Origin of the sequence: Microbacterium sp. BWT-B31 (genome assembly GCF_041379855.1) — a bacterium.
Classification (GTDB): Bacteria; Actinomycetota; Actinomycetes; order Actinomycetales; family Microbacteriaceae; genus Microbacterium.
Genome location: NZ_JBFECU010000012.1, coordinates 1 through 16,739 on the forward strand (window position 1 = coordinate 1; position 16,739 = coordinate 16,739).

Sequence of the window (16,739 nt, forward strand, 5' to 3'; positions counted from 1 at the left end):
CCGCGCGCCCGCCCGCCCGCCCGCGCGCGCGCCCGCCCGTGCGCCCGCTCGCCCGTGCGCCCGCTCGCCCGCGGGGCACCGCGGCGTCGAAAAACCGCGTACTCGCCGAAACCGCACGTCGTCCGCGTGGATAGCGTGGTCGCTCGGCGAGAACCTGCGTTCTCGACGAGGACCGGTGAGCGCGAGGGCGCGGGGCCGGTCAGCGCGAGGGCGCGGGACCGGTGAGCGTGAGGGCGCGGGACCGGTGAGCGCGAGGGCGTGGGACCGGTCAGCGCGAGGGCGCGGTGGCGAGGATGGCGTTCGACCACGGGTCGTCGAACGCGAGCGTGCGCCCGTCGTCTCGCACCGCGAATCCGTGGTGGCGCAGACGCTCGTCCAGCGCGCCGAGCGCGTCGGCGTCGGGCAGCGTCAGGTCGATGCGGCCGAGGCCGAGCGCGGGCATCCGCGGTCCGGCTCCCCGCGAGTTCCACACGTTCATCGCCATGTGGTGGTGGTATCCGCCCGCGCTGACGAACAGCGCCTGGCTGCCGATGGCCGCTGTGGCGTCGAATCCGAGCGCGTCGACGTAGAAGGCGCGGGCGGTCGCGACATCCCCCACCGACAGGTGCACGTGACCGACGGATGCCGCCTCGCCGGCGGTCGCGCCGAGCGAGGCCTCTTCGGTGAGGTGCTCGCGCAGGAACGCGTTCGGGTCGAGGTAGAGGGTCGCCATCTCGACCTCGCCGTGGACCCACGACCACTCGGTGCGCGCGCGGTCCCAGTACAGTTCGATGCCATTGCCCTCGGGGTCGGTGAAGTAGAACGCCTGGCTGACCAGGTGGTCGGCCGAGCCGGTGAACGCGCCCGGCGCCTGGCGCGCCACGCTGTAGAGCGCCGCGGCGAGGGCGGTCTGCGTCTCGAAGAGGATCGCGGTGTGGTAGAGCCCCGCCGAACCTGGCGCCGCGTGCCGCAGGGCGGGTTGGTGGGTGAGGATCACGATGGGCAGGCCCGCGCGGCCGAGCGTGACGGTGTCGCTGTCGGCCGAGAGCACCTGCAGGGTCACCACGTCGCGGTAGAAGCGCGTCATCGCGTCGAGGTCGCCCACCAGCAGCGTGACGGCGCCCATCGCGGTGGCGGCGGCCAGGCGGTCTGACGATTCATTCACGTGAATCGCAACCCGCGGCATCCGTCGTTCATTCCCTCCGCGACCGGCGTCGAGAACGCGCGTACTCGCCGAGACCGCACGCTGTTCGCGGTGACAGCGCGGTCATTCGGCGAGAACGCGGTTACTCGACGAGAGGGGTGGGGGAGGGGGAGGGGGGCGGATGCTGCGACCCGGCGACTACCGCGGGTCGCCGCCCAGCTGACCCACCGCGGGGATCGGGCCGCCGTCGTCGGCGCCGGTCTTGCGCCAGCGCGCGATGAGGTTGCCGAGGTGGTAGATGAGCAGCGCCGCGGCGGCGCCGATCACGATCGCGCCGAGCTGGAAGTCGCCCCACTGCATCGTGAAGCCGGCGATCGCGACGACGAGGGCGACCGCGGCGGTGTACTGGTTGACCGGGCGCGAGAAGTCCACGCGGTTGTCGACCCAGATCTTGATGCCGATGATGCCGATCAGGCCGTACAGCGCCGTGGTGACCCCGCCGAGCACGCCCGCGGGGATCGTGTTGAACACCGCGCCGATCTTCGGCGACATCGCCAGCAGGATCGCGACCGCGCCCGCGACCCAGTACGCGGCCGTCGAGTAGACGCGCGTCGCCGCCATCACGCCGATGTTCTCGCCGTAGGTGGTCGTGCCCGAGCCGCCGAAGAGGCCCGCGAGGGTGGTCGCTGCGCCGTCGGCGATGAGCGCGCGGCCGGTGTGCTGGTTGACCGAGGAATCGGTCATCGTCGCCACACCGCGCACGTGGCCGACGTTCTCGGCGATCAGCACGAGCACGACCGGCAGGAACATCGCCACGACCGACCAGGTGCCGGGGTTGCCGAAGTCGGCGATGTGGAACTCGGGCAGCCCCACCCACGCCGCCTCGGTGACGTCCGTGTAGTCGACCTCGTGCTGGATGACGGCGACGACGTAGCCGACGATCACTCCGAGGAAGATCGAGATGCGGCCGAGGAATCCGCGGAAAAGCACGCTGAACAGGATCACAGCGACCAGGGTGACCGATGCCGTCACTGGCGCCTGCTGAAAGTTCAGCCAGGCGACGGGGGCGAGGTTGAAGCCGATCAGCGCGACGATCGCGCCGGCGACCACCGGGGGCATGAGCCGGTCGATCCAGCCGATGCCGGCGAACTGCACGACGAACCCGACCGCGGCCAGAAGGACGCCGACCGCGACGATGCCGGCCAGGGCCGACCCCATGCCCTGCGACGCCGTCGCGGCGGTCACGGGGGCGATGAACGCGAACGACGAGCCGAGGTAGCTGGGCAGCTTGTTGCGCGTGATCACGAGGAACAGCAGCGTGCCGAGGCCTGAGAACAGCAGCGTCGTCGACACGGGGAAGCCGGTGAGCACCGGAACGAGGAACGTCGCGCCGAACATCGCGACGACGTGCTGGGCGCCGATCGCGACGGTCGCGCCCCAGTTCAGTCGCTCGTCGGGCTTGACGACCGCACCGGGCTCGACGGTGCGACCGTTTCCGTGCAGTTTCCAGATGGGCATGGGCACTCCTCAGCTCGGGTTGATGCTGAGAACGATACCTGGGAGTTCGCTGTGAGCGGTGGTGCGGCCCCGGGGTCAGGCGGTTCCCGTGAGGCGCTCCAGCAGCTCGCGATAGCGCGCCGCCGTGCGCCCGACGATCTCGGCGGGAAGCGCCGGCGGGGTGCCCTCGCGCGGCGGGGCCCAGTTGGCGGCCAGCCAGTCGCGCACGATCTGCTTGTCGAAACTCGCCATGCGCTCGTCGGCAGTCGTGCCCGAGGCCCAGGCCGCGGCATCCCAATACCTCGACGAATCGCTCGTGAGCACCTCGTCGGCGAGGGTCATCGTGCCGTTGTCGTCGAGGCCGAACTCGAACTTCGTGTCGGCGAGGATCAGCCCCCGCGCCTCGGCGATGCGCGCGGCGCGCGTGTAGATCTCGAGCGAGAGCGCGCGCAGCTGATCGGCACGCTCGGCGCCCACGAGCTCGACGGTGCGCTCGAACGAGATGTTCTCGTCGTGCTCGCCCAGCGGCGCCTTGAACGCGGGCGTGAAGATCGGCTCGGGCAGGCGGTCGCCGTTGGCAAGACCAGAGGGCAGGCGGATGCCGCACACCGTCCCCTCGACGCGGTACTCGGACCAGCCCGACCCGGTGAGATACCCGCGCACGACGCACTCGATCGGCTGCATGTCGAGGCTTTTGACGACCATCGCGCGTCCGGCGACGGCATCCGGAATCAGCGCGACCAGATCGTCTGCGGTGTTGGCGACCCCGTCGGCGCCGAGCGTGAGCACGTGCGCGGGGACGAGATGATTCGGGATGCGCCGGCCGCCGTCGGCGCCGGCGAGCTGGTCGAACCACCACAGGCTGAGTGTCGTGAGCAGCAGCCCCTTGTCGGGGATGCCGGGTGAGAGCACATGGTCGAACGCGCTCACCCGGTCGCTCGCGACGACGAGCATGTGCTCGGGGCGCGCGCCCTCGGCGGTGCCGTCGGGCACATACAGGTCGCGCACCTTGCCGGAGTAGACGTGGTGCCAGCCGGGGAGGTCGTCAGGGTTCGTCACCGCTCCATCATCCCCCACGCGCCGGCGCGCGCCGGCCGGGTGTGCCGTCCCCTCAACGCGGCACACCCGGCCGACGGATCACTTGACGGCGACGAAGACGTCGTCGGCGAGGATGCCCGGAGTCACCACGAGCACGCCTGCGTCCGCCGTCGCCGACGGAACCGCCAGCACGATGTTCCCGGTCGCCGACGCGCCGGTGTACAGCTCGCTCAGGGTGTCGAGCGGGTCGGGGGCGACGGCGAAGGAGTCCAGCCCGTCGATCGTGACGCCCTCAGGCGTCACGTACGCGATCGAGGTCAGAGCCGGCATGCCCTTGTCGGGGCCGGTGTAGGTCACGGTCACGTTGATCAGGATGTACTCGTACCCGGCCTCGGGGGCCTGGTTGATGATGTTGGCGGCGACCACCTGATCGGTCGCACCCAGCGTGACGCCGTTGATCGTCACGTCCCACTCCCGGCCGCTGACGACCGAGCCGATCGGTGCGGGGTGGTCGCGCGACGACCCCAGGGCGGCGGTCTGCTCGGCCGGCTCGTCTGCGATCTCGGCCTCTTCGGTCGGTGCCGAGACAGAGCTGCCGGTCGTGTCCTCGATCGCGTCGTTCACGGCGGTGGCGGCGAGGGCGAAGAACACCACGAAGCCCACGATCGTGCCGACGACGCTCAGGATGAGCGCGACGACGCCCGGCCACTTCGCCCCCTTCATCACCAGCGCGACGATCGCCAAGACGAACGCGATCGGAAGCAGGATCCAGCCGACGATGAGCGCCCCGGGGATGCAGGCGAACAGGAACCCGAGCGCCGCGGCGCCGAGCGCCACCCAGGCGAGCGGACGGACCGCCGGCTTCGCGGGCTCGGCCGGTCCGACAGGGGCGGCGACCGGAGGGGCTGCGGGCGCGGGCGGCTCAGGGGATGACGGCGGCTGCGTGTTGTCGAACGACATGGGATGGGTCCTCTCAGACAGGTGTGGTGCGCCTTCGCGCACTCGGACGACGTCCGTTGCTTCCGAGCCTGTCGGCGCGGCCGGGATGGGCGCCTCCGTCGTCCGGCCGGGGAGTGCCGGCCTTTCGCTCGGACATGTGCAGACGAAAGGGTGAGGGCGGTGTCGGCCGTGCTGCCTAGGCTCATCTCATGACGCTTGCCGTGAGCCCGAAGCGGCGACCGCTCGAACGGCTCCTTGGCGGCAGCCGGTCGCTGGGGCTGTTCGTGATCGGGGTGCTGTTGGACACCCTCGGTCTCGTCAACGTGCCCGGCGCGGTGACGTTCGCGCAGGGCGAGGACACCGAGGCGCACATCACCACCGCCGGCGTGCTGATCTTCCTCCTCGCCGTCGCCTGCTGGGCGACGGTGTTCGTGAGGGTCAGGGCCCCACTGGCGGTCGTCGTGGCGGGCGGGGTCCTGATGCTGCTCGGGGTGTCGTACGCGCTCGCCCTGGTGGGCGTGTACTGCGCGCTGGTCCGCTGGCCGCGGAAGACGACGCAGATCGCCCTCTCGACGGCCGCCGCCGTGCTCCTGTTCGTGCTCCGCGAGCTGCTCGGCGGCTGGGGCGGGGCGCTCGCATGGACGTTCGCGAGCGACACTTCCGCCGACGAGGCGCACTGGCACATCGCGACGGTCGTCGTCGCCGTCCTGTCGCTGGCGACGGTCGCCGGACTCGTTGCGTATCGGCGCGCGCGGGTGGAGGCATCCGCCCAGCGCGTCCAGGCGGAACACGAGCACCAGCGCGCCGAGGCGCTCGATGCGCAGCTCGCGCGCCAGTCCGAGCGGGAGCGCATCGCGCGCGACCTGCACGACGGCCTCGGCCACCGTTTGTCGTCGATGGCCCTCGCTGCCGGCGCCTTCGAGTCGCAGGCGGCCGCGGCTCCGGTCGACCCGGCGCTCGCGGAGTGGGCCCGCCTCGTGCGGCATCAGGCCCATGCCGCGCTGGAAGACGTTCGCGGTGTCGTCGGCGGCCTGCGCTCCGACGGGGGCGTCGGCGGCGCGGCGCCCCAGGCGTCGCTGCGCCTGGTCGCAGGGCTGCTCGCCGACCTGCGGGCCGCGGGCTACCGCCTCGACGCCTACGTGCTCATCGAGGGGATCGAGCACGCCCGCCCCGCTCGGGACGCGGCGGCGTACCGCATCGTGCAGGAGAGCCTCACGAACGCGATCAAGCACGCGCCGGGCGCGGCGATCTCGGTCACCGCCGATGCCGCACCGGACCGAGGCATCCGGATCCGCGTGGAGAACCCGCTCATGCCGGTCTCGACCGGGGTTCCCGGCGGTCGCCGGGGGATCGCGGGCATCCGGGAGCGTGCGGCCGCCGAAGGGGGCACCTCGTGGATCGGTCCGCACGAGGGCCGGTTCATCGTGGACGTCAGCCTGCCCTGGGGTTGACGGCGTCGGCGACGTCGTGTCGGCGGTGGCCGATATCGTGGCGGAATGCCTCATGCCGATGCTCGACGTCCCGTGCGGGTGATCGTCGTGGACGACGACTTCCTGGTCCGCGCGGCGGTCAAGGGCATCCTCGACCCCCGCGCCGACATCGAGGTCGTCGGTGTCGCAGCCGGCGGCGCCGAGGCGATCGAGCTGGCGCGGACGACACGCCCCGATGTCGTGCTGATGGACATCCAGATGCCCGGCATGGACGGGATCGAGGCGACGCGGGCGCTGCTGGCGATGACCGATGCCGAAGTGGTGGCGATGACGAGCATCGCGACCACGGAGACGGTCGAACGCATGCTGCGGGCGGGGGCCTACGGCTACCTCCTGAAAGACACCGCTCCCGACGCGCTCGCCGAGGCGGTGCTCACCGTTGCGCGCGGTGACGCGTTCCTCTCGCCTCGTCACACCCGGGTGCTCGTCGAGCGGGTGGCATCCGACTCCGGGCACGCGGCGCACCGCCACGCCGCCGCCCTCTTCGCCATGCTGACCGACCGCGAGCGCGATGCGGCCCGGCTCGTCGCGGCTGGGGCGACCGACAGCGAGATCGCGCTCGCGATGCACGTCGCGCTGTCGACGGCGAAGACCCATCTTCAGCAGGTGAAGCTGAAGTTCGCTGTGCGCAACCGGACGCAGATCGGGGTGATGGTGGAGCGGGCGGGCGAGACGCCATAGGCAGGGGTGCGTGGTCGGCGGCTCTGCTGTATAGTCCATGTGGACTAATCAGTCCCAACCACCTCTTCTTCCGCTCCGGAGCACCCTCATGCGCGATGCCGTCGATCGCCTCACCCCGCTCGGGGTGATGGTGCTGGCGCTCCTGCGCGAAGGTGACATGCACCCGTACGAGATGATCCGGCTGATGCGCATCCGCCGCGACGATCGGCTGGTGTCGATCACGACCGGCACGATGTACAACACCGTCGCTCGGCTCGAGCGCGCGGGCCTGCTCGAAGAGGTCGGTGTCGAGCGCGAAGGCAACCGACCCGAGCGCACCACCTACACACTGACGGATGCCGGCGCCGACGCGGTCGTCGAATGGGTGCGCCGCGAGCTGCCCCGCGTCGACAACCCCACCGAGTTCCGCATCGCGCTCGCCGAGGCGCACAACCTCGACCGCGAGACGGCGGTCGAACTGCTGGTCGTGCGCCGCGCCGCGCTCGCCGGAGCGCACCTGACGCTGACCGAGGGCCGCACGCACGCCCAGGCGAAGGGGGTGCCCGAGCAGTACCTGCTCGAAGTCGAGCGCGAGCAGGCCGTCGTGGCCGCCGAACTCGCCTGGCTCGACGCCGCGATCGCGCGACTCGACGATCCCGACTTCCCTTGGGGCGCTCCCGCCGAGCCCACGGAACGCTATCTCGCCCAACGAAAGGCTGCACGCCGATGACCGACCGCAACACGACCACGCGGGCCGAGGCATCCGTCTCGTCCACAGCGAAGCGCGGCTCCGCGCCGGCCCTGCCCAAGAACCCGTGGCCCGCCCTGTGGGCGATGGTCATCGGGTTCTTCATGATCCTCGTCGACACCACGATCGTCTCGGTCGCGAACCCGGCGATCAAGGCCGCGCTCGACCCGGACACCGCGAACCTCGACAACGTCGTGTGGGTGACCTCGTCGTACCTGCTCGCGTACGCCGTTCCCCTGCTCATCACCGGACGCCTGGGCGACCGGTTCGGCCCGAAGAACATCTACCTCATCGGACTCGCGGTCTTCACGCTCGCGTCGCTCGGCTGCGGCCTGTCGACCTCGCTCACGATGCTCGTCGTGTTCCGTGCGGTGCAGGGGCTCGGCGCGGCGCTGCTGACGCCGCAGACGATGGCCGTCATCACGCGCACCTTCCCGCCGAACAAACGCGGCGCCGCGATGGGCCTGTGGGGCGCCACCTCGGGCGTCGCGCTGCTCGTCGGCCCGCTGGCCGGAGGGCTGCTCGTCGACGGCTTCGGCTGGGAATGGATCTTCTTCGTGAACCTTCCCGTCGGAGTGGTCGGGTTCGTGCTCGCGTGGATCCTGGTGCCCAAGCTCGAGACGCACCACCACCGCTTCGACGTGCTCGGCGTGTTCCTCTCGGCGATCGCGCTGTTTCTCATCGTGTTCGGCCTGCAGGAGGGCGAGAAGTTCGACTGGGCTCCGTGGGTGTGGGCGATGATCGGCGCCGGGGTCGTCGTGCTCGGGCTGTTCCTGTGGCAGCAGGCTAAGACGCGCAGCGAGCCGCTCGTGCCCATGGAGCTGTTCCGCGACCGCAACTTCTCGATCGCCAACATCGGCATCGCGACCGTCGGGTTCACCGTCACGGCCATGTCGCTGCCGCAGATGTTCTTCATCCAGCTCGCACGCGGCCTCACCCCGACCGAGTCGGCGCTGCTGCTCATCCCGATGGCCGTCGCGGCGGGCGTGCTCTCACCCTTCGCGGGACGCCTGCTCGACCGGGTCGATCCCCGCGCGCTGCTCGTGCCCGGACTGCTCCTCGTGGCCGCGTCGCTCACGCTCTACGCGCTGCTGATGAACCTCGACACGCCGATCTGGGTGTTCCTCATCCCGTCGCTCATCATGGGCATCGGAAACGCCGGCATGTGGGGTCCGCTCGCGACCACGGCGACCCGCAACCTTCCGCTACAGCAGGCCGGCGCCGGTGCGGGCATCTACAACACCACCCGCACGATCGGCTCGGTGCTCGGCTCGGCCGCGATCGCCGCGTTCATGCAGTCGCGCCTCGAGGCGAACCTGCCCGGAGCGGGCGAGTCCGGGGGCGAGTTCACGACCGGGCAGATGCCCGACTTCATCGCCGAGCCGTTCTCGCACGCCATGGCGCAGTCGCTGATCCTGCCGATCGTCGCGATCCTGATCGGGCTGGTCGCGGTGCTGTTCCTGCGCCGGCCGGAGGGTCTGCGAAAGAAGTGAGACGGTGACGGATGCCGCGGCCTTGGTCGCGGCATCCGTCACGCGGCCGCACCCGGCGTCGAGACCGCATGTACCCGCCGAGACCGCACGTTGTCCGTGTGGACAGCGGGGTGCCTCGGCGAGAAGCCGCGGTCTCGACTTCGGACGCGGCGCGCCGAGCGGCTGCGTCAGTGCTCGACGACACGCAGCGCGATGTCGGTGCGGTGCTGACCGCCCTCGAGGTCGAGCTCGGCGAGTGCGCGGTACGCGCGCTCGCGGGCCTGCGTGAACGTCGTGCCGAGGGCGACGACGTTGAGCACCCGGCCGCCGGACGCGAGAAGGCCGGCCTCGGCCTCGACGGTGGCCGCGTGTGCCAGGTGCACGCCCTCGACCGAGGCCGCGGCATCCAGCCCCCCGATCAGTCGGCCGGTCACCGGCGCCTCGGGATAGCCCTCGCTCGCGAGCACGACGGTGACGGCGGTCGCCTCGGCGAAGGCGGGGCGGGGGTGGTCCTCGAGATGACCGGATGCCGCGGCCATCAGCAGCTCGGACAGCGGGTCGATCAGCCGCGGCAGCACGACCTGCGTCTCGGGGTCGCCGAAGCGCGCGTTGAACTCGATGACCTTCACGCCCGCGTCGGTGATGATGAGGCCCGCGTACAGCAGGCCGATGAACGGGGTGCCCTCGGCGTCGAGCTGGCGGATCACGGGCTCGGCCACCTCACGCGTGACGAGATCGGTGAACTCGCCCTCGCTGCCGAACCGGCCGTCGAGCCAGGGGAGGGGCGAGTACGCGCCCATTCCGCCCGTGTTGGGACCCTCATCGCCGTCGCGCAGGCGCTTGTAGTCCTGCGCAGGGCTGAGGGGGAGCACGTGGTCGCCGTCGCAGAGGAAGAACAGCGACACCTCAGGCCCGTCGAGGAACTCCTCGACGAGCACGGCGCCGGTCGGCAGGTACTGCGCGGCGTGCGCGACGGCGGCGGCGCGGTCGCTCGTCACGATGACGCCCTTCCCGCCGGCGAGCCCGTCGGCCTTCACGACGTGCGGCGCCCCGAGGTCGTCGAACGCGGCCTCGACCTCGGCGAGGGTGGTGGCGCGCATCGCGCGGCCGGTCGGCACGCCCGCGGCATCCATGATCCGCTTCGCGAACGCCTTGGATCCCTCGAGCTGCGCCGCCGCCCTTCCGGGACCGAACACCGGGATGCCGCGCTCGCGCACCGCGTCGGCGACGCCCGCGACAAGCGGCGCCTCGGGGCCGATCACGACGAGGTCGATCGCGTTGTCGATCGAGAACTGCGTGACGCCCGCGGGGTCGTTCTGGTCGACCGAGACGATCGCGGCGTCCTGCGCGATGCCGGCGTTGCCGGGAGCCGCGAAGATCTCGTGATCCGACTCTTCCGAGCGGAGGGCGAGGATGATGGCGTGCTCGCGCGCGCCCGAGCCGAGGACCAGGATTCTCACCCCGCCAGCCTAGCCCGGGGGTCGGCGCGGGGTCGGCAGGGGTGCGGGTCGCCGGGGGTGGCCTGCAGAACTCCTCCACTTCGGGCCCGCGCGGGGCCGGAGGCGCCGATTCCGGCGAACGGCGCCCACATCGGAGGAGTTCTGCAGGCGCATCCTCGGCTCGGACGCCGCAAGACCCCCGCGAAGACGGGCGCCGGCCGATTCCTTTCGGCCCCGCCGTGCGTCTACCCATGCATGGACACCAACAGAGCGCACTGGCTGGCCGTCGCGCGCGGCGGCGACGTGCCGCCGTGGCAGGACGTCGGCGCCGAGCCGGCGGGAATCGTTCGCGAAGACGTCGACGATCCGTCGGGCGCGTGGCTGCGACCGAGAGAGCCGATGGCGGATGCCGCGATCCTCGCGATCCACGGGGGCGGCTTCGTCAGCGGCTCGGTCGACACTCACGCCCGCATGTTCGGGCACCTCGCGCGGGCGACAGGCGTCGCCGTCTTCGCCGTGGAGTACGGTCTCGTGCCCGAGCACGTCTTCCCGTCGCAGGTCGAGACCGTGGAACGGGCCTGCGCGTGGCTGAAGGCGCGGGGCGCCCGACGCATCGCGGTGGTCGGCGACTCGTGCGGCGCGCTGCTCGCGTTCGCCCTCGCGACGCGCCGACGAGCGGATGCTCCCGCGGCGCTCGCCCTGTTCTCGGCGTGGACCGACCTCGAGGCCCGCGGCGCGTCGTACGACCTGGGCCGCGACCCATTCTTCGGACGCGACCTCGTGCGGGGGCTCGCCGCCGGATACCTCGCGGGCGTGGATCCTCGGGACCCGCAGGCGTCGCCGCTCTTCGCGGACCTCGGCGGGCTGCCTCCGGTGCTGCTCCAGGCGGGCGGGGACGAGGCGCTGCGCGACGACTCGCTCACGCTGGCCGCGCGTCTCTCCGACGCCGGTGTGGCCGTGCAGGTCGATCTCGCGCCGGGGGAGCTCCACACGTTCCAGATGGCCGCCGGTCGCTCGCCGGCGGCGGATGCGGCGATAGAGAGGACGGGCGCATGGCTGCGGTCGATACTGGTGTCGTGACGGGGTTCGAGGCCGAGGTCGCGCCGCTGCGCGGCGAGCTGCTGGCGCACTGCTATCGAATGCTCGGCAACCCGCACGACGCGGAGGACGCGCTGCAGGAGGCGCTGCTGCGTGGGTGGCGGGGCTGGCCCGCGTTCGAAGGGCGCTCCTCGGTGCGCACGTGGCTGTACGCCATCGCGACGCGCGCATGCCTCGACGCGATCCGCTCCCGCGCCGCGCGCCCCGGTGAGGTCGTCGTCGATCCGGGGCTGCTCCCCGCCGCGGTCGAGCCGTTCGCCGGCCGCGGCGACGACCTGCGACTGGCCTTCATCGTCGCGCTCCAGCGCCTGCCGGCGCGCCAGCGCGCCGCGCTCCTGCTGCGCGACGTGCTCGGGTTCACGGCGGTGGAGGCATCCGATGTTCTCGAGATCTCGGTGCCTGCCGTCAAGAGCGCCCTGCAGCGCGCCCGTGCGGCGACCGCCGACGTCGTCGGCTCGGACGTCGTCGAGCCCGACGACCCCGTCGCGCGCCGCGCGCTCGACGTGTACATGGCGGCTTTCGTGCGCGGCGACGTCGACGCGCTCATCGCCCTGCTGCGCGCCGACGCCGTGCTCGACCTCGGTGCCCGGGGCGGGGCGTTCCAGGGTCGCGTCGAGTGCGAGCCCGTGCTGCGCGACGCCGTGCGCTCCGCAGAGTGGAGCATGCGTCCCGTCGTGCGCAACGCGCAGCCCGCGGTCGTCGTGCACCACGATGGCGCGCCGTTCGGAGTCGCGGTGCTCGACGTGCGGCGTGACGGCGTGGCGAGGATCACGGTGTTCGCCGAGCCGCGACTCGTCGATGCGGGAATGGCCGGCCACGAGGCATCCGTGCAGGAATAGCCTGTTGCCATGGCGCGCAAGATCTCGACCGAGGATGGGCGCGCGGCGCTGGCCGCCGTCGCCGCCGAGGACCCTGGCCGCACCGACCTGGCGACCGCCGTGCGGTACCTGCTGCAGCTGCTCGCCGAGAAGGCGCCGGGCAACACGGTCGAGGTGCGCGTGCCGCCGTTCGGTGCGGTGCAGGTGATCGAGGGCCCGCGGCACACGCGCGGCACGCCGCCGAACGTCGTCGAGACCGATCCCGCGACGTGGATCGCGGTCGCGACAGGGCAGGAGGGGTGGTGGGATGCCGCGTCCTCGGGCCGCATCCTGGCGTCGGGTGTGCGCGCCGACCTCTCGGCGCTGCTGCCGCTGCGGCCCTGAGCCGGCGCTGACGTGGCGGTCGCACCCGGCGGCGGAGTCAGCCGTCGCGCGCCTCGAAGCGGTCGATGAGAGTCCGGATGCCGGTGGTGTTCCACCACTCGCGGGAGACCGCGCCCGCCGACATCCCGTGCCCCGGGTCGAACTCGGGGACGTAGTGCGCGTCATCCGAAGCGCTGAGCGCAGCACCGATCACGGCCTGCGCCGCATCGCGGATCACCCGGTCGAGCTCCCGGCTGTCGGGCGGCAGAGGCGTCGTCGCGAACTGCGAGCGAAGCGCCCGCCACAGGTACGGGTCCCCGCGCAGACCCCACTGCTCGGGTGCGGGGTCGAAGAGGCCACCGATCGACGCGTGCGCGGTCTCGGGCGGGAACGCGCGCAGCACCTGCGCCTGCACACGCCGGTGCGTGTCGGCGCTGAACGCGACCAGCCGGACCTCTTCTCCTCGCGTCGGCGTTCGGCCGATCGTCTCGATGGCGGCGTCGATCGCGTCGTCGAGGGGCCACCCGTACACGCCGGCGCTGATCAGCGGGAAGGCGATGCTCTGCGCTCCCAGCTCGTCCGCGACGGCCAGCGCCCGCCGGTAGCAGGACTCCAGCAGCGACCGGTCCCTCTCGCCGGCGACGTGGTTCGGGCCGACGGTGTGCACGACCCAGCGGGCCGGAAGAGCGCCGGCGGTCGTCCATCCGGCATCGCCGGTGCGCAGCCCGTGCGGGAACCGCGCGATGCAGTCGTCGAGGATCGCCGGCCCGCCCGCCCGATGGATCGCACCGTCGACCCCGCCTCCGCCGCGCATCTCGCGGTTCGCCGCGTTGACGATCACGTCGACGCGCTGCTCGGTGATGTCGCCGTGAACCGCCGTGACGCTGACCATGCGCCCAGTCTCGCCGAGGCCACCGACACTCGCACAGGTCGCCGACGGGCCCGCTGCGGCGCCACTCGATCCGCAGGCGCGCGCCTCACCGCCTCGGCGCCACCAGCGGAACCCCCGAGCCCGGGTGCGGGAACACGTCGACCGGCTGCCGGTACACCGCGGCGACGGCATCCGCCGTCAGCACCTCGACCGGCGCACCCGACGCGACCACGCGGCCGCCGTCGAGCAGCGTGACGCGATCGGCGTAGCCGAGGGCGGCGTTGAGGTCGTGCACGACCAGCGCGACGGCGGCCCCCTCGCGTGCGCGGCCGCGCGCGATGCGCAGCACGTCCTCTTGATGGCGCAGGTCGAGCGCGGCGGTGGGCTCGTCGAGCAGCAGCACGTCCGTGCGCTGCGCGAGCACGCGGGCGAGCGCCGCGCGAGCCCGCTCCCCGCCCGACAGCGACGGAAGGCCGCGATGCGCGAGCGCAACGATGTCGGTCACCTCGAGGGCCGCCGCCACGGCCGCGTCGTCGTCGTCCTCGAGAGGGGTCCGCGCCCACGGCGCGCGCCCCATCCGCACCACCTGCTCGACCGTGAAGGGGAACGACACCGCGTTCTGCTGCAGCAGCACCGCACGCTGCCGGGCGAGATCGCGCGGACGGATGCCGCGCAGCGGCGCCCCGTCGAGCGTCACGGTTCCGGCATCGGGCGTGATGTCCCCCGCGAGCACGCCGAACAATGTCGACTTTCCGGCGCCGTTCGGTCCGACGAGGGCGTGCAGCTCGCCGGCGCGGAAGGCGATGGACACGTCGGCGAGCACCGGGCGGGCTGCGCCGTCGGGCTTCACCGAGACCCCGGACGCCTCGAGGCGGACGCGGGGGGTCGGGGCATCCGTCATCATCCCCACCCCCCGGAACGTCGACGCGTGCGCAGCAGCAGCCACAGGAAGAACGGCCCTCCGACGAGCGAGGTGATCATGCCGATCGGCAGGTCGGCGAGCGGAACGGCGGTGCGGGCGACGAGGTCGGCCACCGCGATCAGGAGGGCGCCGCCGAGCGCGCTCGCCACCACGAGCGGCAGGTGCGCGGGGCCGATCGCCATGCGCATGAGGTGGGGCACGACGAGGCCGACGAACCCGATGATGCCGGCGAAGGCGACGGCCGCGCACACGAGCAGTGCGACCGTCACGATCACGACGACGCGCAGCAGCTCGACCCGCACGCCGAGGTGCCGCGCGGTGCGCTCGCCGAGGGCGAAGAGGTCGAGCCGGCGTGCGACGAACAGCGCGACGGCGCACCCGACGGCGACGAGCGGCGCGACGACGACGATGTTCTGCCACAGGGCTCCGTTGAGGGAGCCGAGCTGCCAGAACACGATCTGCTCGCGCGTCGACGTCGTGCCGAGGAAGGTCAGGAACGCAAGACCCGCGCCCGCGATCGCGTTGATCGCGATGCCGGTGAGCAGCAGCGTCACGACCTCGGTGCGCCCTCCCGAGCGGCTGATGAGGTACACCGCGAACACGGCGACGAGCCCGCCGAGGAACGCGAAGCCGGGGGTCGTCCACAGGCCGAACACCGTCAGCCCGAACGTCAGCGCGGCCGCGGCGCCGAAGGCGGCTCCGGACGAGACGCCCACGACCGCGGCGTCCGCGAGCGGGTTGCCGAAGATCGCCTGCATGAGCACGCCCGAGACGGCCAGTGCGGCCCCCACGAGCAGGCCCAGCACGATGCGCGGGAGGCGGATCTCGAAGATCACGCCCGTGGCGGTCGAGGCATCCGGCGCCCATCCCGTGTCGATGCCGAGCGCCCGCAGGAGGATTCCGACGACCTCGCTGGGCGACAGCGGGTACTGGCCGAGTCCGAGCGACACCACCACGGTGACGGCGATCAGCAGCGCGAGACCCACCGTCATGATCGCGAACCGCGAGCCGCGATGGGTCACGGGCACCGCGGTGACGACCTCGCCCGTCACGGCGCCGCGCCCGGCGCGGACGAAGGTGCGGGCGTGCCCGAAGGCGCGGGAGAATCCGCCGGCGCGTACAGCGCCCGCGCGAGCGCCCGCACGACGTCGGCCGTACGGGGGCCGAAGCTCAGGATCTCGGTGTCGGCCATGTCGACGACCCGTCGGTTGTGGCCTGCGGGGGTCTGGGCGAGCGCGGGAATGCGTTCGAGCAGCCCGTCGATTCCGCCGACCGAGGCCAGCCCGTCGGTCATCATCACGAGCACGTCGGGCTGCGCCGCCGCCAGCGCCTCGGCGGTCATCGGCTTCATGCCCTCCCACCCGATCTCGGTGGCGACGTCTATGCCTCGTACGGCGTCGATCAGCGAATCGGCGCCCGAGTCGTGGCCGAAGATGTAGTAGATGTTCGCGCTGCCGCGCACATAGAGAAAGAGCAGTCGAGGGCGATCGGATGCCGCCTCCGGCGCGATCGCGGCGACTTCGGCCTGTGCCGCCTCGATGTCGGCGTCGAGCCGATCGGCCAGCGCCTCGCCGCGCGTGGGCACGCCCAGCGCGGCCGCGATCTCGGAGACGATCTCGCGCGTGTTGTCGATGCGCCGCTCGGACGAGACCACGACGACCGCGATGCCGGCCTCGCGCAGCTGCTGGCGCACCTCTTTGGGGCCGATGGTCGTGTCGGTGAGCATGACGGTCGGAGCCAGTTCGAGGATCGCCTCGGGGTTGAGGGTGTGCCCGGTCTTGGTGACGACGGGAAGCTCCTCGGTGCCGGCGAAGTCCGTGGACGAGTCGCGTCCGACGACGCTGTCGCCCAGTCCCAGGGCGAACACGGTCGCCGCGATCGTGCCCGAGATGTCGACGGGCAGGATTCGGCTCACGTCGGCGATCTCGACCTCGCGGGCCTCGGCATCGGTTACCGTCACCGGAAGCTGCGGCGCGCTCGTGTCGGCCACGGGCTCGATCGCGTGCGACGACAGGCATGCGGTCGACTCCCCGGTCGCGGTGCGCGGGTCGGTCGCGAGGTCCAGCTCTGCGAGGGCAACGGATGCCTGCACGCACGCGTCCGGCGCGGTCGTCGTGGCCGCGGCGCAGCCGGTGAGGGCGAGCGCAGCGCTCAGCACGACGACCAGGCCGGTGAGGGCCCGCGGCGCGCGGCGGGGGACGGTTTCGGTGTTCCGCATTAGGTGAGGCTTACCTTAAACTTGACGGCGGCTGTGCGAGTGC

General features: G+C 72.1%; 16 protein-coding genes. 7 read left to right on the forward strand and 9 right to left on the reverse strand.

Annotated features, from left to right (window positions below):
• Positions 1-268: 268 nt before the first annotated feature.
• From AB1K54_RS12675 to AB1K54_RS12690, 4 genes are all read right to left on the reverse strand, one after another.
• Complete coding sequence (locus tag AB1K54_RS12675; protein ID WP_371203196.1) at positions 269-1,105, reverse strand: VOC family protein; 837 nt, start codon at positions 1,103-1,105, stop codon at positions 269-271.
• Between the two features lie 216 nt (positions 1,106-1,321).
• A complete protein-coding gene (locus tag AB1K54_RS12680) occupies positions 1,322-2,641 on the reverse strand; it encodes a uracil-xanthine permease family protein (RefSeq protein ID WP_371203117.1) in 1,320 nt (439 codons plus the stop codon).
• A gap of 75 nt (positions 2,642-2,716) precedes the next feature.
• Positions 2,717-3,679 (reverse strand): phosphoribosylaminoimidazolesuccinocarboxamide synthase, encoded by a 963-nt coding sequence (locus tag AB1K54_RS12685; protein WP_371203118.1) that lies wholly within the window; start codon positions 3,677-3,679, stop codon positions 2,717-2,719.
• Between the two features lie 78 nt (positions 3,680-3,757).
• Positions 3,758-4,618 (reverse strand): hypothetical protein, encoded by an 861-nt coding sequence (locus tag AB1K54_RS12690; protein ID WP_371203119.1) that lies wholly within the window; start codon positions 4,616-4,618, stop codon positions 3,758-3,760.
• 188 nt (positions 4,619-4,806) lie between these two features.
• Here AB1K54_RS12690 and AB1K54_RS12695 point away from each other — a divergent pair, with 188 nt between their 5' ends.
• The 4 genes from AB1K54_RS12695 (at position 4,807) to AB1K54_RS12710 (ending at position 8,988) form a co-directional block, all read left to right on the forward strand.
• A complete protein-coding gene (locus AB1K54_RS12695) occupies positions 4,807-6,048 on the forward strand; it encodes a sensor histidine kinase (RefSeq protein ID WP_371203120.1) in 1,242 nt (413 codons plus the stop codon).
• Between the two features lie 45 nt (positions 6,049-6,093).
• A complete protein-coding gene (locus AB1K54_RS12700; protein WP_371203121.1) occupies positions 6,094-6,768 on the forward strand; it encodes a response regulator in 675 nt (224 codons plus the stop codon).
• An 88-nt stretch (positions 6,769-6,856) separates the two neighbouring features.
• Positions 6,857-7,477, forward strand: a complete 621-nt coding sequence (locus AB1K54_RS12705; protein ID WP_371203122.1) for a PadR family transcriptional regulator — start codon at positions 6,857-6,859, stop codon at positions 7,475-7,477.
• Positions 7,478-7,581: 104 nt separating this feature from the next.
• Positions 7,582-8,988 (forward strand): MDR family MFS transporter, encoded by a 1,407-nt coding sequence (locus AB1K54_RS12710; protein WP_371203198.1) that lies wholly within the window; start codon positions 7,582-7,584, stop codon positions 8,986-8,988.
• Between the two features lie 167 nt (positions 8,989-9,155).
• Here the strand turns inward: AB1K54_RS12710 and purD are convergent, their stop codons facing one another.
• Positions 9,156-10,427, reverse strand: coding sequence for a phosphoribosylamine--glycine ligase (gene purD / locus AB1K54_RS12715; RefSeq protein WP_371203123.1), 1,272 nt, complete (start codon positions 10,425-10,427; stop codon positions 9,156-9,158).
• 234 nt (positions 10,428-10,661) lie between these two features.
• On the opposite strand from purD, the gene AB1K54_RS12720 reads away from it, so the two are divergent.
• The 3 genes from AB1K54_RS12720 to AB1K54_RS12730 are packed head-to-tail and all read left to right on the forward strand — an operon-like array spanning position 10,662 to position 12,706.
• Complete coding sequence (locus AB1K54_RS12720) at positions 10,662-11,486, forward strand: alpha/beta hydrolase (protein ID WP_371203124.1); 825 nt, start codon at positions 10,662-10,664, stop codon at positions 11,484-11,486.
• Positions 11,459-12,343 carry a sigma-70 family RNA polymerase sigma factor gene (locus AB1K54_RS12725; protein ID WP_371203125.1) on the forward strand — a complete coding sequence of 295 codons (885 nt, stop codon included), beginning with the start codon at positions 11,459-11,461 and terminating at the stop codon, positions 12,341-12,343. The genes AB1K54_RS12720 and AB1K54_RS12725 overlap by 28 nt, the downstream gene beginning before the upstream one ends.
• Positions 12,344-12,352: 9 nt before the next feature.
• Complete coding sequence (locus tag AB1K54_RS12730; protein ID WP_371203126.1) at positions 12,353-12,706, forward strand: sterol carrier family protein; 354 nt, start codon at positions 12,353-12,355, stop codon at positions 12,704-12,706.
• Positions 12,707-12,743: 37 nt separating this feature from the next.
• Here AB1K54_RS12730 and AB1K54_RS12735 read toward each other — a convergent pair whose 3' ends face one another.
• From AB1K54_RS12735 to AB1K54_RS12750, 4 genes are all read right to left on the reverse strand, one after another.
• On the reverse strand, positions 12,744-13,577 hold the full coding sequence (locus AB1K54_RS12735) for an O-acetyl-ADP-ribose deacetylase (RefSeq protein ID WP_371203127.1): 834 nt from the start codon (positions 13,575-13,577) through the stop codon (positions 12,744-12,746).
• Positions 13,578-13,662: 85 nt separating this feature from the next.
• Positions 13,663-14,457, reverse strand: a complete 795-nt coding sequence (locus tag AB1K54_RS12740; RefSeq protein ID WP_371203128.1) for a heme ABC transporter ATP-binding protein — start codon at positions 14,455-14,457, stop codon at positions 13,663-13,665.
• A complete protein-coding gene (locus tag AB1K54_RS12745; RefSeq protein WP_371203129.1) occupies positions 14,457-15,530 on the reverse strand; it encodes a FecCD family ABC transporter permease in 1,074 nt (357 codons plus the stop codon). Before AB1K54_RS12745 ends, AB1K54_RS12740 begins: the two co-directional genes overlap by 1 nt.
• The gene (locus tag AB1K54_RS12750; protein ID WP_371203130.1) at positions 15,527-16,696 is read right to left on the reverse strand and encodes a hemin ABC transporter substrate-binding protein; all 1,170 of its coding nucleotides are present in this window, start codon (positions 16,694-16,696) and stop codon (positions 15,527-15,529) included. Before AB1K54_RS12750 ends, AB1K54_RS12745 begins: the two co-directional genes overlap by 4 nt.
• Positions 16,697-16,739: the final 43 nt, after the last annotated feature.

Excerpts from the sequence above, each read along its gene's own strand:
- AB1K54_RS12675 (WP_371203196.1), bottom strand. The coding sequence starts at position 1,105 with ATGGGCGCCGTCACGCTGCTGGTGGGCGACCTCGACGCGATGACGCGC.
- AB1K54_RS12680 (WP_371203117.1), bottom strand. The coding sequence starts at position 2,641 with ATGCCCATCTGGAAACTGCACGGAAACGGTCGCACCGTCGAGCCCGGT.
- AB1K54_RS12690 (WP_371203119.1), bottom strand. The coding sequence starts at position 4,618 with ATGTCGTTCGACAACACGCAGCCGCCGTCATCCCCTGAGCCGCCCGCG.
- AB1K54_RS12695 (WP_371203120.1), top strand. The coding sequence starts at position 4,807 with ATGACGCTTGCCGTGAGCCCGAAGCGGCGACCGCTCGAACGGCTCCTT.
- AB1K54_RS12700 (WP_371203121.1), top strand. The coding sequence starts at position 6,094 with ATGCCTCATGCCGATGCTCGACGTCCCGTGCGGGTGATCGTCGTGGAC.
- AB1K54_RS12705 (WP_371203122.1), top strand. The coding sequence starts at position 6,857 with ATGCGCGATGCCGTCGATCGCCTCACCCCGCTCGGGGTGATGGTGCTG.
- AB1K54_RS12710 (WP_371203198.1), top strand. The coding sequence starts at position 7,582 with ATGGTCATCGGGTTCTTCATGATCCTCGTCGACACCACGATCGTCTCG.
- AB1K54_RS12720 (WP_371203124.1), top strand. The coding sequence starts at position 10,662 with ATGGACACCAACAGAGCGCACTGGCTGGCCGTCGCGCGCGGCGGCGAC.
- AB1K54_RS12725 (WP_371203125.1), top strand. The coding sequence starts at position 11,459 with ATGGCTGCGGTCGATACTGGTGTCGTGACGGGGTTCGAGGCCGAGGTC.
- AB1K54_RS12730 (WP_371203126.1), top strand. The coding sequence starts at position 12,353 with ATGGCGCGCAAGATCTCGACCGAGGATGGGCGCGCGGCGCTGGCCGCC.
- AB1K54_RS12735 (WP_371203127.1), bottom strand. The coding sequence starts at position 13,577 with ATGGTCAGCGTCACGGCGGTTCACGGCGACATCACCGAGCAGCGCGTC.
- AB1K54_RS12740 (WP_371203128.1), bottom strand. The coding sequence starts at position 14,457 with ATGACGGATGCCCCGACCCCCCGCGTCCGCCTCGAGGCGTCCGGGGTC.
- AB1K54_RS12750 (WP_371203130.1), bottom strand. The coding sequence starts at position 16,696 with ATGCGGAACACCGAAACCGTCCCCCGCCGCGCGCCGCGGGCCCTCACC.